Raw genomic sequence first — 15,626 nt, 5'->3', positions numbered from 1 at the left:
TACCGTAAAAACGAGGTAGAATCGAAATTCATAGAAATTAAACCTTTTCTTTATTTTTTATTCATTTCTATTCAATATATTACTTTTAATTATAATTTTTCACATTAAATCACAATACTCACTTGTAAAAGTTTATGAACGATGTTCCTATTCATCTTCTTTATAATTCTTTCATTCCTACTAATACTTGATTATCAAGCTTTTTAGCAGCTCGAAGATCATATGTTTTTTCATATGTTGGTTCAGTAGCAAGTTTCGCACCATAAAACATAACATCACGAACTTCTTGCACAGTCACTTCTACTACCGTTAATTTTAGAGGAATCCCTTCCATTCTATCTGTTAAAATTTCACTTTCACCACTTATGGAAAATACGGATTCATTCGCCATTATAGTCAATACAACCCCTGCACTATGCCGTATATTCCCCACAATACGTGAGCGTTGATCTACCGCAAATCGAATACTAGTTTCACTCACTGCATATACCCAAGAAATAGCACTTACGTTAGGAATTTGTTTTTCGAAATCTGTTGTTGCTATCATAACGATACACTCTTTACGCAAAGATTGTACTAAATCACCTGTCAATGTAGGCTCAACTACATTCGCCATATTTCCACCTCCAAATATTATTTATATATCCTTATCATAACCTATTTTTCGAATTGCGAAAATATTATTTTTTCCCGCTATTATTCAAAAACATTATACTTCCATGATATACTTATACTGATAGAATTCGTATTGAGGTGACGAAATGAGAGTCAAATGTATGATTTGTGATAAAAAAGATATGTTAGATGACGAAAATCCTATGGCAAAAAAACTGCGTAATCGCCCTATTCATACATATATGTGCATGGAATGTACGGAACGAATTGCAGAGCGTACTATGGAACGCCATGCGAGTGGTAATTTCCGATTATATCGTGATAAAAAAGTAGAAGACGATTGGTAAACCGGAAATAAGTCCTTAATCATATAGATAAGGACTTATTTGTATTTTTCTGGTTCACGATTCATCTGATCCAAAAAACAATCAATGGCTTCTACCGGAAATCTTGCACACCTTATTTCTCCATCAATTTCATATGTAATCAAATACATTTCCTCGTTCTTTTCAACTTCTACATTTCGTAATTTACGCTCTTCATATATCATATTTTGAAATAATACATACGTTTCTTGTGCAGCGCTATCATCTGGACGTGCTTCCGCAACCGTTTTAATTGTTAACCAATTATATAGTGCATCTTGTACTGAGCGCATGAAAGCCCCTCCTTTTTCACCCTGTTTTTTGTTGTTTAGCTTGACGTAAACGCAGTCTATAAATTCCAAGTACAATTGCCGCTACAACGAGCCCCTCTCCAACGGGTAAAAAAACTGCAAAAAAAGTTAATACCGTGCATCCAATTGCTAAAGATGTATATATCACTATATTTTTTAGTACCGATAGCTTCCTTGCAAATCCTAAATTATATACAAGTGCACTTAATAAAATTATTGTTCCATAAAGCAACCACATCCCTAACTCTGGATTTTCATCAACTTTGCAAAGTTTCGCGAAAAATGACATTCTTTCTAACACTATCTTTCACCTCTTCTCATGAAACAAATTCTCTTTATGTACTTAATACAAGAGTAACTCGCAAAAAAAATACTGTCCACAAAAAAGAGTAAATATTCTAAAAAAATAAACATAAAACAAAAAAACAGCTACCTTTATAAAAGGTAGCTGTTCTATTATTTTATGCTTCAACAGATTTCTTTTTCTTAGCAGCTCTTTCGCGCTCACTCTTATCAAGAATCTTTTTACGTAGACGAATTGATTCTGGAGTTACTTCACAGAACTCGTCATCGTTTAAGTACTCTAATGACTCTTCTAAAGTCATTAAGCGTGGTTTTTTCATTGATGAAGTTTGATCTTTCGTCGCAGAACGAATGTTAGTTTGTTGTTTCATTTTTACAACGTTAACTGTTAAATCATTCTCACGTGTATGTTCTCCAACGATCATACCCGCATATACTTCTGTACCTGGTTCAACGAAGATTACACCGCGATCTTCAACTTGCATAATACCGTATTGTGATGCTTTTCCTGCTTCAAGTGAAACTAGAACACCTTGACGACGTCCACCCACTTGTCCAGCATGTACTGGTTGGTAGCAATCAAATGTGTGGTTTAAAATACCATAACCACGAGTTAATGTTAGGAATTCTGTTGTGTAACCAATTAAACCACGTGCTGGAACCATGAAAGTAAGGCGAACTTGACCGTTTCCGTTATTCACCATATCTAACATTTCACCTTTACGTGCACCCATTGATTCCATAATAGAACCAGTGTATTCTTCAGGCACATCGATTTGTACGCGCTCTACAGGCTCACTTCTTACGCCATCGACATCTTTAATAATTACTTCAGGCTTAGATACTTGTAGTTCATAACCTTCACGACGCATGTTTTCAATTAAGATAGATAAATGTAATTCCCCGCGTCCAGATACGATCCATGCATCAGGAGAATCTGTATTATCTACACGTAAACTTACATCTGTTTCTAATTGTGAACGAAGACGCTCTTCAATTTTACGAGATGTAATGAATTTACCTTCACGACCTGCAAATGGGCTGTTATTTACAAGGAATGTCATTTGTAGTGTTGGCTCATCAATACGTAATAATGGTAAAGCCTCTTCATGCTCAACCGGACATACCGTTTCACCTACGTTAATGTCTTCCATACCTGAAACAGCTACTAAATCTCCAGCTTTTGCTTCTTCAATTTCTTGACGTTTTAATCCAATGTAACCAAATAATTTAGTTACACGGAATTGTTTTACACTTCCGTCAACTTTCATTAATGCAACTTGTTGTCCTACTTTCATTGTACCACGGAATACGCGTCCAACCCCGATACGACCAACATAGTCATTGTAATCAAGAAGTGCTACTTGGAATTGAAGTGGCTCTTCGCTGTTATCAACTGGTGCTGGAATATGTTCAATAATTGTGTCAAACAATGATTTCATATTCTCTTCTTGATTTGCTGGATTTGAATCTAAGCTTGCTGTTCCGTTCATTGCTGATGCAAATACAACTGGGAACTCTAATTGATCTTCGTTTGCACCAAGTTCGATGAATAAGTCAACTACTTCATCAACTACTTCATCAGGGCGAGCGAAGTCACGGTCAATTTTGTTTACAACAACGATTGGAGTTAAGTTTTGCTCAAGAGCTTTCTTTAAAACAAATCGTGTTTGTGGCATACAACCTTCATATGCATCAACAACAAGTAGAACACCATCAACCATTTTCATGATACGTTCTACTTCTCCACCGAAGTCAGCGTGACCAGGTGTATCTAAAATGTTAATTCTTTTATCTTCATAGTGAATCGCAGTATTCTTCGCTAAAATTGTAATACCACGTTCTCTTTCTAGATCATTTGAGTCCATTGCGCGTTCTTCAATATGTTCATTCGCACGGAACGTCCCCGCTTGACGTAATAACTGGTCAACAAGTGTTGTTTTACCATGGTCAACGTGGGCAATAATTGCTATATTTCGTAAATCTTGTCGTTTTTTCAACATGTCCAACTCCTAATGTCTTTTTAATCCTTCTCTATTATAAGAGCGAAGGGGATACAATGGCAATCAAAATAAAATCAAGAATGAAAATATAGTTGTATTCTTACTTTTGTGAAAGTAAAATGAGATTGGAGGGTGAAGAAATGGAACACATTCAATATCGCTTTTTATTAACAGCAATTATCGGTGTTATCTTCTTAATTGGTATCGGAATTATGATTGCTGAAAATAGTCCCATCGGCATTATCATTTGCATTATCGGCACATTTGTTACAGTCGGATACGGTTTTGTAACAAAAAGAAAAATGCGTAAATCGCAATAACATTAAAAAGTAAGAAGCTTCTTTATGCCTCTTACTTTTTTTTATTATTGCGATACAAATGGTAATAATTCTTCGTATACTCCTGGTTTTGCAACTAACACACTGCTTTTCTCTACAATAGAAAGAGGTGTTCCCAAGAACGTTGTCACTTTACCGCCAACTTCTTCTACAATAATCTGTCCCCCGCCAAAGTCCCATGGCGATAAGCGCGGTGTTACATATGCATCTAATCTTCCCGTTGCAACATATACCATTTCTAACGCTGCACAACCATATGACCTCGTACCTCTCGCCTTCTTAACGAGCATCATCATTTTTTCCATATTAAGCAATGGATTATCAGTAAGCCATATCGCATTCAAAGCTATAATTCCATGCTCTACCGTTCCTTTTTCCAACATGGGAATAGCCAAATCATTGCAAAAAGCCCCTTCTCCCTTTACCGCATGATATAGTTCGTCATGAACTGGATCATAAATAAGACCAATCTTTCCGATACCGTTCTCATAAATCCCGATTGAGATTGCGAAATTCCTTTTTTGATGAACAAAGTTCATCGTGCCGTCAATTGGATCAATTAACCAAACAACCCCATTAGAAGAGGTAATCTCATCTCCATAGCCTTCTTCTCCTAAAATATTATGATCCGGGAATGTTTCTTTAATTTTCCCAATTAAAAACTGCTCCGTTTCTCGGTCCATGTTTGTTACTAGATCAGCTGCATTTGACTTTGTTTCTATAATAAGTGTTTTTTTCAGTGACGCCATTAAATGTTCTCCCGCTTCTCGAATCCACTGTTTCGCGTGTGTATCGATGTCTTTCCATACTTCTTGCATGTTTAAACACTCCGATCTATACTGTTCACAGAAAAAACGAACCCTTTATAAGGTTCGCACCAACTAATTATTTATACATATACTATTATTACGCTTCTAAACGGATCATTTCAAGTCTTAACACTTCTAATTTTTGTACGCACTCTTCTTTTTTCTGGTTGTCGTTATCCATCATCGCATCATATAAAGTTGCTAATTCATAATCTAGCTCCAAACGTAGCACCGGAATTCTCTTTTCAGCATCTGTTCTCTTTAACGCATTAATCACCTGTCTCATTTTTTTGCCTCCTCCCAATATTCGTCTGCCCTCGGACTAGAATTGATTCAATTTTCTGATTTTTTGTTTTATACTATACTATGTTGGATAAATCATCTATGCAACAAAATTATATTTTTTTATTTAAATTTTTTTGTGCTGTTTTTTTTATGAATAGTACAAGCTATGCTAAAATTAAAACAAAATAGGAGTTGGAGGAACAATCATGACACTACAAACATTCACATCAACTGATTTTGAAGTCTTTACTGTTGATGGTCTTGAAGAACGAATGAGCGCAATTAAAACGAATATTCATCCTAAGCTAGACGCTTTAGGGGGACAGTTTGCAGAATATTTATCACAACAAACCGATGAAAACTTTTTCTACCATGTAGCAAAACATGCACGCCGCAAAGTCAATCCACCAAACGATACTTGGGTTGCTTTTTCAACAAATAAACGTGGATATAAAATGTTACCACACTTCCAAATTGGTTTATGGGGTACTCATGCCTTCATATACTTTGGTTTAATCTATGAGTGTCCACAAAAAGTGGAGACGGCTCACGCCTTCTTAGAACATTTAAATGATTTAAAAACAAATATTCCAAATGACTTCGTTTGGTCCATTGACCATACTAAACCAGGTGTAAAATTACATAAAACGCTTGAAACGGAAGACTTACAAAAGATGATTGAACGTTTAGCTACTGTGAAAAAAGCAGAATTATTAGTCGGTATTCATATATCACCAGAGGAGTTTTCAGCAATGACCAACGAACAATTCCTTGCTAAGATTGAATCTACGATGCAATCACTCCTTCCTTTATATGCGATTTCTAATCGATAAATCGATAGTAGAAAACGGACAATTTATATTGTCCGTTTTTAGTTGTTATCACATTATAGCACTTTGTATTTTATTTTTCAAAATATTTTTACATTTTGACAATCTTTTTTTCCGCTACTTCTTTTGCTCTTTGAATCGTACGATATATAGAATATCCACTTACTTCTTGAAATTCTTTATCAATTGTTTTCTCCGCTGCCTTCGATGGCACAATCTCTTTAAAACGACGATATAATTCCATCAAATCTTCTCTCAAAACTCCTTTTTCATATACCTTTTCAATCGCTTCATAAAACTTTACAACTGCTACCATTTCTTCATTTGACCAATCGTAATCAAGTGGATATTGATATTCCATTTTTGCACCTCATTCAGTATTCTTTCTTTTTCCATTATGCTACCTTTAAGAGAATCTTTTATTCTTCACTATAGCCACTCTGCATTATACACCATTTATCCATTTCAATGGAATTGTCTTCCTCTTTGCGATATGTGAACTACCCACCACTTAGTATCTCTTACGAGCTTACTTAAAGTGAGGACTGCTCGGTTCATCGTTACTTTTGATAGCTAACGAATTTGTCTTAAGACAGCCGAGCTAACTCCCTTGTTCCAAAGGTTATTTTGTTACTATTTATGCCAACGCTAATAAGCGGATAGCTTCCTTTTTGATATTGATAGCTGCGTTATAGTCACGACTTATTGTTAGTCCACACGAACACTCATACGTACGTTCAGATAATGACATTTCTTTTTTGTTTCCACAACGACTACACATCTTTGTAGAAGGAAACCATTTATCTATTTTTACAAACTGTTTTCCTTGTTCTTGTAGCTTATATGCTAAAAATGTCGTGAACATCCTCCAACCGTTATCCGCTACACTCTTACCAAAGCGAAGTGCTCGTGACATTCCTTTCATATGTAAGTCTTCGATTGCTACAACGTCAAAATGAGTAACCAAATCTTTAGACTTATGATGAAGGAAATTTTTACGTTGATTGGCGACCTTTTCATGCAACTTCGCTACACAGATCCGTTGTTTATTAAAGCGTGCTGAGCCTTGCACACGTCTTGCTAATACTCGTTGTGCCTTTGCTAATCGGTCCAGCATCTGACGATAAAAGCGAGGATAATCGGCTTTCTCATCTTCGCTACTCACGTACAATTCAGCCATTGCGAAGTCTAATCCAACTACACTTTCTACTTCTTTTTGAAGGATTTCCTTTTCATATTCGGTCAAGACAGATACGTAATACTTACCGGTTGGTGTCATCGAAATCGTGCATGATTTGATGATATGGTTTTGCGGTATCTCTCTATGTTGTTTCAGTCGCACCATTTTTAGTTTCGGTAATTTGATATAGCCATGAAATAACATAATATTTCCGTTTACTCTATTCTTTGTATAGGATTTTCTACTTTTGAATGTAGGAAAATCACTTTGACCACTAAAAAAATTCTTATAAGCAGTTTGCAAGTTTAATTGAGCGTTAGCCAATGCTAATGAATCGACTTCTTTCAACCATTCATACTCTACTTTGTATTTCGCAGGAGTAGGGAATTTTTGTTTCTTCAGTTCTTCCTTGTTCTCTTTGTACGTTTCGTATACTTCTTTCCGCTCAGCCAGCATTTTATTATACACAAAGCGTACACACCCGAATGTTTTACGTATCAAATAGGCTTGTTTTTCTGTTGGATACAGACGAAATTTGTACGCCTTATTATGCTTTGTCATATCCGTTCATCTCACTTTCCCATAAACATTTCTACTTTATCTATGGCGGTGATAACACAACATGAACACTACATGATTATCTCATTTCATTGTCATACCAAACATTACCTCTTATAAGACTGATTATAGCAGAGGCGAAATAAATAGGAAAACCAATTTTTTGGCTACGCCACCAAACCGCAATTCATCTCCCACCTACCGCTTTGCTATCGTCCTTCACACGCTTGAGGAAGGAGACTTCTTTCGGATAATGCGTTAAACATACTCACCTTGAAAATGAGATTTTTCTATACATCTATAATTATTGGTGATATAATGCTTTTGTTTTATAGAGAATAAAGTGAGACTACCATCCCCAAAAAGGCTTTTGCGAATGGCAGAAAAACAAGTCAAGTTCTAAAAGTTTGCCATCTTAATTTCCTTTTAGAATGAGATGAAATCATATAAAACAAACTCTAATAAATATTACGAAGAAGAAGGGGTGTATAGATTGTCCCAATACGAAACACCATTGTTTACCGCTTTAGTTGAGCACAGTAAGCGAAATCCAGTTCAATTCCATATTCCTGGTCATAAAAAAGGACAGGGCATGGATCCTACATTTCGCGAATTTATTGGGCATAATGCATTAGCAATTGATTTAATTAATATTGCACCGCTCGATGATTTACATCATCCAAAAGGTATGATTAAAGAAGCACAGGATTTAGCAGCCGCTGCTTTCGGTGCAGATCATACGTTCTTTTCTATTCAAGGTACAAGTGGTGCAATTATGACAATGGTGATGAGCGTTTGCGGTCCTGGGGATAAAATCCTCGTGCCACGGAATGTGCATAAATCAGTAATGTCAGCTATTATTTTCTCAGGTGCAAAACCAATTTTCATGCATCCTGAGATTGATCCGAAGCTCGGCATTTCACATGGGATCACAATTCAATCTGTCAAAAAAGCTCTTGAAGAGCACTCAGATGCGAAAGGCTTACTTGTTATAAATCCAACATATTTTGGGTTTGCTGCAGATTTAGAGCAGATTGTAGAATTAGCTCATTCTTACGATATGCCTGTACTTGTTGATGAAGCTCACGGTGTTCATATCCATTTTCATGATGAACTGCCGATGTCAGCTATGCAAGCAGGTGCAGATATGGCAGCAACAAGTGTTCACAAATTAGGAGGGTCTTTAACCCAAAGCTCTATTCTTAATGTAAAAGAGGGTCTTGTTAACGTAAAACATGTTCAATCCATTATTAGCATGCTTACGACTACATCAACTTCTTACATTTTGTTAGCATCTCTTGATGTTGCCAGAAAACGTCTTGCTACAGAAGGAACAGCTCTCATAGAACAAACAATACAATTAGCTGAACATGTTCGTGATGCTATAAATGTTATTGAGCATCTTTATTGTCCTGGAAAAGAGATGCTAGGTACAGATGCTACTTTTAACTATGATCCTACAAAGATAATTGTATCTGTAAAAGATTTAGGTATTACAGGCCATCAGGCTGAAGTATGGCTTAGAGAGCATTACAACATTGAAGTAGAACTCTCTGATTTATATAACATACTTTGTCTTATCACATTTGGAGATACAGAAAGTGAAACAGATACACTTATTACAGCATTACAAGATTTAGCAGCAACATACAGAAATAGAGCAGATAAAGGTGTTCAGGTACAAGTAGAAATACCAGAAATACCTGTGCTAGCACTTTCTCCTAGAGATGCTTTTTATTCAGAAACAGAAGTCATTCCATTTGAAAACGCAGCAGGTCGTATTATAGCTGATTTTGTTATGGTTTATCCGCCAGGGATTCCAATCTTTACTCCGGGGGAAATTATTACACAAGATAACTTAGAGTATATTCGTAAAAATTTAGAAGCTGGGTTACCTGTACAAGGTCCCGAAGATATGACATTACAAACATTACGTGTTATTAAAGAGTACAAGCCTATCAGTTGATAGGCTTTTCTTTCACCTTTTTTCTCTTTTTTTCATACGATACTAAAGAATTTGACATTCCCACCCCTAATGGGGCCAGCTGACTAACGTCAGTGGGATTCTTGCTATGAAAGGCGAAGTCTTCTGGTATCGCTGACGTGCAAGATTGCGGTGTGTGCCATCACCACTCTCACAACAGACCGTATAGGTTCGTGTTCAGGTGTTTTAGCGCTTTGTTCTTGACGACACATATCATGCTTGAACTCGGCTATCGAACTCCATATGACATCTTTTATTCAAGGAACACATTGGCGTTTTAAAGACTTGTACTTGTCTATAGTTAACGTATACCAAAATATAAATGTTTTTCTATGAAAAAGCGATACTTTCATCCTATGTCTAAAGGCGGACTAAAGTCCAATATAGGCTTTCCCGTATCGCGAAATCTGTAACGTATAGGTGGGGATACCATTATGATTGTGATAGGCCGTTCTATTGTACACCCTTATATCACAAATGAATATGAGCCATTTGCAGCTGAAAAACAACAGATTTTATCCATAATGGCGGGAAATCAAGAAGTTTATTCCTTCCGAACAGCCGATGAACTCAGCTTTGATCTTAATTTACGAGTTAATATTATTACTTCCGCGCTAGAACTTTTTCAAAGTGGATTTCAGTTTCGTACGTTTCAACAATCTTTTTGCAACCCTCAGTTTTGGGAAAGAACATCACTTGGCGGATTTCAACTACTCCCAAACGTACCACCCTCTATTGCCCTCCAAGATATTTTTAAAAACGGAAAACTATACGGAACTGAATGTGCCACCGCAATGATTATCATTTTTTACAAAGCATTACTATCATTATATGAGGAAAAAACTTTCAACCGTCTATTCGCAAACCTCTTACTTTATACATGGGACTACGATCGCGACTTAAAGCTCATAACAAAAACGAGTGGCGATATCGTTCCAGGTGACCTCGTTTACTTTAAAAACCCACAAGTTAATCCAGCTACGATTGAGTGGCAAGGAGAAAATACAATCTATCTAGGAAACTTCTTTTTTTACGGACATGGCGTAGGCGTAAAAACGAAAGAGGAAATTATTTATTCATTGAATGAACGAAGGATTCCTTATGCTTTTATTTCAGCTTATTTAACCGATTTTATTACTCGTATTGATAGCCGTATGATGAGTCAATATGCCGCTCCTAACACGCCACAAACATCAATAGGATTTATTCCTATTAGAGATGATGCAATCGTTGCAACAGTCGGACATACAACTACAATCTATTAAAAAAACGCCTACATGTGTAGGCGTTTTTTCTTAATTATTAAGCTTTTGTATGTTCTGTATGGTCACATTCGCAATGAGATCCACATTTCCCATAAAGTACTGTTGATTTTTCATCTTCAAAATGTCCGATTGTTCCTTCACAAACTTGGCATACGATTGTTCCCATTTTCATTTCCCCCTGAGTTTTAAGAATAATCTACTTATATATGATTAAGCTTTCGCATTTTCTCTACTAGCACAGTCACAATTCGAACCACATTTCCCATAAAGTACTGTCGTTTTCTCATCTTCAAAATGTCCGATTGTTCCTTCACAAACTTGGCATACGATTGTTCCCATTTTTCATTTCCCCCTAAGTTTATGGTCCTAAAAACTTTTAGTTGTCCATTTCCTATCAATTATTGGGCTTTTGTATGTTCTGTGTGCTCACATCCGCAAGATCCACATTTCCCGTAAAGTACCGTTACTTTCTCATCCTCGAAGTGTGCAATTGTACCTTCACAATCTTGACATACGATTGTTCCCATTTTTCATTTCCCCCTAAGTTTATAATCCCAAAAACTTTTGTAACCGCTTAACTTTCTGTCTTTATTTTAATATGCTATACTTTTTACGTCAATAGGTTTTTAGTATAACACATTAAATATTTTAAAATTAAATTAGTATGCGATATTAACACAAAAAAACAGCCATATTTCATACATACGACTGTTTCTTGCTAATTATTCTTCATACTCCGCATGCAAAGAAGTAGACGGAACAAGAAATTTAAAAAACTGAGCTAATTCCTCCGCCTCCTCTTCCGATCCTAACTTAAAAGTTTCTTGTATATATGGAACATTTTCTACATCATCTCGCCCAAGCAAAGTAGATCTCCCTGTTTGCATACAAACAATAAGTGGCTTTCCAAAAAACATATTTGTATAAATAACTCCAAAATCATAACGTGTATCATGCGTCATAAATCCTAAAAATCGTACCTTCACACTTTCATGCTCATCATACAATTTTTCAAACATGAGTTTCCACCTTTCTAAATAACACTTCCTATTCATAATATATTAAACAAAAAAAGTAATACTCCTTTTAATTGTCAAAAAATTCAGTAGGATGTAGAATGATATTATTCTACTAAACTAGGGGGAAATTTGTATGCAACACGCTTTTATCACACTTGTACCTAAATCTAATCAACAATCTGTTTCAATAGAAGATATAAAACACCTTTTTCATAACTATAAAACCGTTACTTCCAAGACTGGTGATCAAATTAATTATGCTTATACAAATACAGCTTTTCCTTATGAAATATTAGATACATCAGCAACAACATTAAAACTCCAATCAAGTCACGATCGATATGATTCTATTTATGTGGGGATTGGAATAGAAAAGGAACAATCTTTCATTCAGGTTTCTTTACCTACTACAGCAACATTTGGTGATAAAGGAAAAGCAAATGAATTTAGCCGTTTTCTAGCGAAGAAATTAGAAGGAGAGTTACAACTATTTAATGGAAGAACAATGTATTTCTATAAACGTTAATTTAAAAAATAGAGAATAGAATTAAAAAGAGTATACAATTCGAACACGTAAGTAATAAAGCCTGCTTCCTTACGTGTAATAGAAAACATGCAATCACATATGCTAAATAAAGAAATACGAAAAAAAGTATTACTTTATAATGAAACTTATCACCATTCGATAATGTTAATACAATGGAAAAACCACTCCATAATAGAAAATGATAAAATATAACATGTAATATTTTCATGGAACCTTCTCCTTTGACATGCTCTATTTTATTAATATATGGGATTAAGTTTGAATCAATTACATATTATGCAACGGCATATATTCTAACGGTTCATTTAAAGTATTATATATTCATTCGACAAGTACATATAAAGACCTTGCAAGTCATTTTATGAAAATAAAAATAACCCATCTCTTTAAATAAGAGATGGGTTATTTACATTACTTAAATTATTTTACAATGTGAATTGGCATTCCAAGAGCAACTTCAGCTGCTTCCATTGTGATTTCACCTAATGTTGGGTGAGCATGGATTGTTTGAGCGATATCTTCAGCTGTCATTCCAGCTTCGATAGCTAAACCAATCTCAGAGATAATATCAGAAGCACCTGTACCTGCAACTTGTGCACCTACAAGAAGACCATCTTCTTTACGTGTTACAAGTTGTAAGAAACCGTCAGTGCTGTTTAATGATAACGCACGACCGTTTGCAGCGAATGGGAACTTAGATACAGCTACTGTCATTCCTGCTTCTTCAGCTTGTTTCTTAGTGTAACCAACAGATGCTAATTCTGGATCAGTGAAGCATACTGCTGGAATTCCGATGTAATCGATTGCTGATGCATGGCCACTAATTACTTCAACAGCTACTTTACCTTCGTAAGAAGCTTTGTGAGCTAGTGGTGGTCCAGGAACGATATCACCGATTGCATAGATGTTTGAAATATTTGTACGGCATTGCTCATCAATTTCGATGATGCCACGGTCAGTCATTTTAATTCCAACTTGCTCAAGACCGATTTCTTGAGTGTTTGGACGACGACCTACAGTTACTAATACGTAATCTGCTTCTACAGTTTGGATTTCACCTTTAACTTCAAAGCTAACTTTTACGCCAGTTTCTGTTTCTTCAACGCCTTTAGCCATAGCTTTTGTATGGATATTTACGTTACCTTTTTTCTGTAGAGCACGTTTAACAACAGAGCTCATAGCTTTTTCAAAACCAGCTAAGATTTCGTCGCCAGCTTCTACTACAGTAACTTCTGTACCGAAGTTAGCATATGCAGTACCTAATTCCATACCGATGTAACCGCCGCCGATTACAACAAGTTTTTTAGGAATTTCAGGTAAGCTTAAAGCGCCTGTAGAGTTGATAACACGTTTAGAGTATTTGAATCCAGGAATTTCGATTGGTGTAGAACCAGTTGCAAGAACAGCATTTTTAAACGTATAAGTTTGTGCTGCATCTTCAGTCATTACGCGTAATGTGTTAGCATCTACGAAGTAAGCTTCACCGCGAATGATTTCAACTTTGTTACCTTTAAGAAGGCCTTCAACACCGCCAGTTAATTTCTTAACTACGCCGTTTTTCCATTCTTGAACTTTTGTAAAGTCAACTTTTACGTTCTCTGCAGTGATACCCATGTCATCAGAATGCATTGCATTCTCATAACGATGACCTGCATTGATTAACGCTTTTGAAGGAATACATCCAACGTTTAAGCATACGCCACCAAGGTTAGCTTTTTCAATAATCGCTACCTTTTGACCTAATTGTGCTGCACGAATTGCCGCAACGTATCCACCAGGACCTGCACCAACAACGACTGTATCTAATTCAATTGGGAAATCTCCTACTACCATTGTTATTACGCCTCCATTACTAATAATTGTGGGTCATTCAATAGACGTTTAATTTGGTTTAATGCTTTTTGAGCAGTTGCGCCGTCAATTAAACGATGGTCAAAGCTTAGAGATAATGCTAATACTGGAGCTGCAACGATTTCACCGTTTTTCACAACTGGTTTCTCAGCGATACGGCCGATCCCAAGGATTGCTACTTCTGGGTGATTGATAACTGGAGTGAACCATTGTCCACCTGCAGAACCAATGTTTGTAATTGTGCAAGAAGCACCTTTCATTTCAGCCGGAGCTAAACGACCGTCACGTGCTTTACCAGCAAGATCATTAATCTCGTTAGAAATAGTGAAGATAGACTTGCGATCTGTATCTTTAACAACTGGTACTAATAGACCTTTGTCTGTATCAGCTGCGATACCGATGTTGAAGTAATGTTTATGAACTACTTCTTGAGATGCATCGTCTAAAGAAGTGTTTAACATTGGGTATTCACGTAATGCAGATGTTAAAGCTTTAACAACGTATGGAAGGTAAGTTAATTTAATACCTTTGTCCGCTGCAACAGCTTTGAACTTCTTACGGTGAGCAACAAGCTCAGTTACATCAATTTCATCCATTAGAGTTACGTGAGGAGCTGTATGCTTAGAGTTAACCATTGCTTTCGCAATCGCTTTACGGATACCACTCATTTTCTCACGAGTTTCTGGATATTCACCAGCTGGGATTGGTTGTGCTTTTGGTGCTTCTTCTTTCGCTGCTGCTGGAGTAGCTTCTACTGCTGCTGGAGCCTCAGTTGCTGCTACAGTTTGTCCACCATTTGCAAATGCATCGATGTCAGTTTTCACAACACGGCCGTTCTTACCAGAACCAGCTACTTTATGAATATCTACACCTTTTTCACGAGCATATTTACGAACAGATGGCATAGCGATTACACGCTCATTTACTACTTCTGCAGTTGCTGCTGGAGTAGCTTCCGCTGCTGGAGCTTCTACTGCTACTTCTTCAGCTTTTGGAGCTTCATCATGATCGTCACCTTTAAATTTAAGGTTTTCGTATCCAGGAGCATCAAATTTAATTAATGTATCTCCTACTATTGCAACTGTTCCTTCTTCTACAAGTACTTCAAGTACTTTACCTTTAACAGGAGAAGGGATTTCTACTACTGCTTTATCATTTTGCACTTCAAGAAGTACATCGTCTTCATTTACTTCATCGCCTGGTTTAATAAACCATTTTACGATTTCACCTTCGTGGATACCTTCACCGATATCTGGTAGTTTAAATTCAAATGCCACGGAATTCAGCCCCCTGATTCATTTCATTATTATGGAATATGTGCAAAAGAAACCAGCATGTGCTGATTTCTTTTGCACATGAAAAA

At 36.3% G+C, this 15,626-nt stretch carries 21 protein-coding genes; 6 read left to right on the top strand and 15 right to left on the bottom strand.

What is annotated here, in order from left to right; genetic code table 11:
• Positions 1-160: 160 nt before the first annotated feature.
• Positions 161-616, bottom strand: coding sequence for a PNPOx family protein (locus tag ACFWDE_RS13620; protein WP_377892848.1), 456 nt, complete (start codon positions 614-616; stop codon positions 161-163).
• 145 nt (positions 617-761) lie between these two features.
• Between ACFWDE_RS13620 and ACFWDE_RS13615 the strand changes: the two genes are divergently transcribed.
• Complete coding sequence (locus ACFWDE_RS13615; RefSeq protein ID WP_002111485.1) at positions 762-962, top strand: YlaI family protein; 201 nt, start codon at positions 762-764, stop codon at positions 960-962.
• A 35-nt stretch (positions 963-997) separates the two neighbouring features.
• Here the strand turns inward: ACFWDE_RS13615 and ACFWDE_RS13610 are convergent, their stop codons facing one another.
• The 3 genes from ACFWDE_RS13610 to typA all read right to left on the bottom strand — a co-directional run bounded on the left by ACFWDE_RS13610 (position 998) and on the right by typA (position 3,597).
• Positions 998-1,273 (bottom strand): hypothetical protein, encoded by a 276-nt coding sequence (locus tag ACFWDE_RS13610; RefSeq protein WP_377892846.1) that lies wholly within the window; start codon positions 1,271-1,273, stop codon positions 998-1,000.
• Positions 1,274-1,289: 16 nt separating this feature from the next.
• A complete protein-coding gene (locus tag ACFWDE_RS13605) occupies positions 1,290-1,592 on the bottom strand; it encodes a YlaH-like family protein (protein ID WP_002066917.1) in 303 nt (100 codons plus the stop codon).
• A gap of 160 nt (positions 1,593-1,752) precedes the next feature.
• Entirely contained in the window at positions 1,753-3,597 is a 1,845-nt protein-coding gene (typA, locus tag ACFWDE_RS13600) for a translational GTPase TypA (protein ID WP_002146007.1), read from the bottom strand.
• 140 nt (positions 3,598-3,737) lie between these two features.
• Between typA and ACFWDE_RS13595 the strand changes: the two genes are divergently transcribed.
• Entirely contained in the window at positions 3,738-3,917 is a 180-nt protein-coding gene (locus tag ACFWDE_RS13595) for a DUF5325 family protein (RefSeq protein WP_000400127.1), read from the top strand.
• A 44-nt stretch (positions 3,918-3,961) separates the two neighbouring features.
• On the opposite strand, the gene ACFWDE_RS13590 is transcribed toward ACFWDE_RS13595, so the two are convergent.
• Complete coding sequence (locus ACFWDE_RS13590; protein ID WP_377892843.1) at positions 3,962-4,753, bottom strand: inositol monophosphatase family protein; 792 nt, start codon at positions 4,751-4,753, stop codon at positions 3,962-3,964.
• Positions 4,754-4,841: 88 nt separating this feature from the next.
• Positions 4,842-5,030: a hypothetical protein gene (locus ACFWDE_RS13585; RefSeq protein WP_002088326.1), complete on the bottom strand. Its 189-nt coding sequence runs from the start codon at positions 5,028-5,030 to the stop codon at positions 4,842-4,844.
• Between the two features lie 205 nt (positions 5,031-5,235).
• Between ACFWDE_RS13585 and ACFWDE_RS13580 the strand changes: the two genes are divergently transcribed.
• A complete protein-coding gene (locus tag ACFWDE_RS13580; protein WP_377892841.1) occupies positions 5,236-5,862 on the top strand; it encodes a YktB family protein in 627 nt (208 codons plus the stop codon).
• Positions 5,863-5,950: 88 nt separating this feature from the next.
• Here the strand turns inward: ACFWDE_RS13580 and ACFWDE_RS13575 are convergent, their stop codons facing one another.
• Complete coding sequence (locus ACFWDE_RS13575; protein WP_002146003.1) at positions 5,951-6,220, bottom strand: UPF0223 family protein; 270 nt, start codon at positions 6,218-6,220, stop codon at positions 5,951-5,953.
• Between the two features lie 276 nt (positions 6,221-6,496).
• A complete protein-coding gene (locus ACFWDE_RS13570; RefSeq protein ID WP_377892839.1) occupies positions 6,497-7,600 on the bottom strand; it encodes an RNA-guided endonuclease TnpB family protein in 1,104 nt (367 codons plus the stop codon).
• A 490-nt stretch (positions 7,601-8,090) separates the two neighbouring features.
• Here ACFWDE_RS13570 and speA point away from each other — a divergent pair, with 490 nt between their 5' ends.
• Together speA and ACFWDE_RS13560 are read left to right on the top strand one after the other, a co-directional pair.
• Entirely contained in the window at positions 8,091-9,563 is a 1,473-nt protein-coding gene (gene speA, locus ACFWDE_RS13565; protein ID WP_377892837.1) for an arginine decarboxylase, read from the top strand.
• 452 nt (positions 9,564-10,015) lie between these two features.
• Positions 10,016-10,846 carry a protein-glutamine gamma-glutamyltransferase gene (locus ACFWDE_RS13560; protein ID WP_377892835.1) on the top strand — a complete coding sequence of 277 codons (831 nt, stop codon included), beginning with the start codon at positions 10,016-10,018 and terminating at the stop codon, positions 10,844-10,846.
• 37 nt (positions 10,847-10,883) lie between these two features.
• On the opposite strand, the gene ACFWDE_RS13555 is transcribed toward ACFWDE_RS13560, so the two are convergent.
• The 4 genes from ACFWDE_RS13555 to ACFWDE_RS13540 form a co-directional block, all read right to left on the bottom strand.
• Entirely contained in the window at positions 10,884-11,012 is a 129-nt protein-coding gene (locus ACFWDE_RS13555) for a GapA-binding peptide SR1P (RefSeq protein WP_002111497.1), read from the bottom strand.
• 44 nt (positions 11,013-11,056) lie between these two features.
• Complete coding sequence (locus tag ACFWDE_RS13550) at positions 11,057-11,185, bottom strand: GapA-binding peptide SR1P (RefSeq protein ID WP_002146000.1); 129 nt, start codon at positions 11,183-11,185, stop codon at positions 11,057-11,059.
• 59 nt (positions 11,186-11,244) lie between these two features.
• Positions 11,245-11,373 (bottom strand): GapA-binding peptide SR1P, encoded by a 129-nt coding sequence (locus ACFWDE_RS13545; RefSeq protein WP_002111499.1) that lies wholly within the window; start codon positions 11,371-11,373, stop codon positions 11,245-11,247.
• A 195-nt stretch (positions 11,374-11,568) separates the two neighbouring features.
• On the bottom strand, positions 11,569-11,865 hold the full coding sequence (locus ACFWDE_RS13540) for a DUF3055 domain-containing protein (RefSeq protein ID WP_000462037.1): 297 nt from the start codon (positions 11,863-11,865) through the stop codon (positions 11,569-11,571).
• A gap of 133 nt (positions 11,866-11,998) precedes the next feature.
• On the opposite strand from ACFWDE_RS13540, the gene ACFWDE_RS13535 reads away from it, so the two are divergent.
• On the top strand, positions 11,999-12,391 hold the full coding sequence (locus ACFWDE_RS13535; protein WP_377892834.1) for a DUF1885 family protein: 393 nt from the start codon (positions 11,999-12,001) through the stop codon (positions 12,389-12,391).
• 1 nt (position 12,392) lies between these two features.
• Here the strand turns inward: ACFWDE_RS13535 and ACFWDE_RS13530 are convergent, their stop codons facing one another.
• The 3 genes from ACFWDE_RS13530 to pdhC all read right to left on the bottom strand — a co-directional run bounded on the left by ACFWDE_RS13530 (position 12,393) and on the right by pdhC (position 15,540).
• Entirely contained in the window at positions 12,393-12,620 is a 228-nt protein-coding gene (locus ACFWDE_RS13530) for a hypothetical protein (protein WP_002111500.1), read from the bottom strand.
• A gap of 212 nt (positions 12,621-12,832) precedes the next feature.
• Complete coding sequence (gene lpdA / locus ACFWDE_RS13525) at positions 12,833-14,245, bottom strand: dihydrolipoyl dehydrogenase (protein ID WP_002145997.1); 1,413 nt, start codon at positions 14,243-14,245, stop codon at positions 12,833-12,835.
• 5 nt (positions 14,246-14,250) lie between these two features.
• Positions 14,251-15,540, bottom strand: a complete 1,290-nt coding sequence (gene pdhC, locus ACFWDE_RS13520; protein ID WP_002145996.1) for a pyruvate dehydrogenase complex dihydrolipoyllysine-residue acetyltransferase — start codon at positions 15,538-15,540, stop codon at positions 14,251-14,253.
• Positions 15,541-15,626: the final 86 nt, after the last annotated feature.

It is taken from the genome of Bacillus sp. NPDC060175, from assembly GCF_042728695.1.
Classification (GTDB): Bacteria; Bacillota; Bacilli; order Bacillales; family Bacillaceae_G; genus Bacillus_A.
Note: the sequence above shows the minus strand (reverse complement) of the source record. Positions and strands in the feature narration are given on the sequence as shown.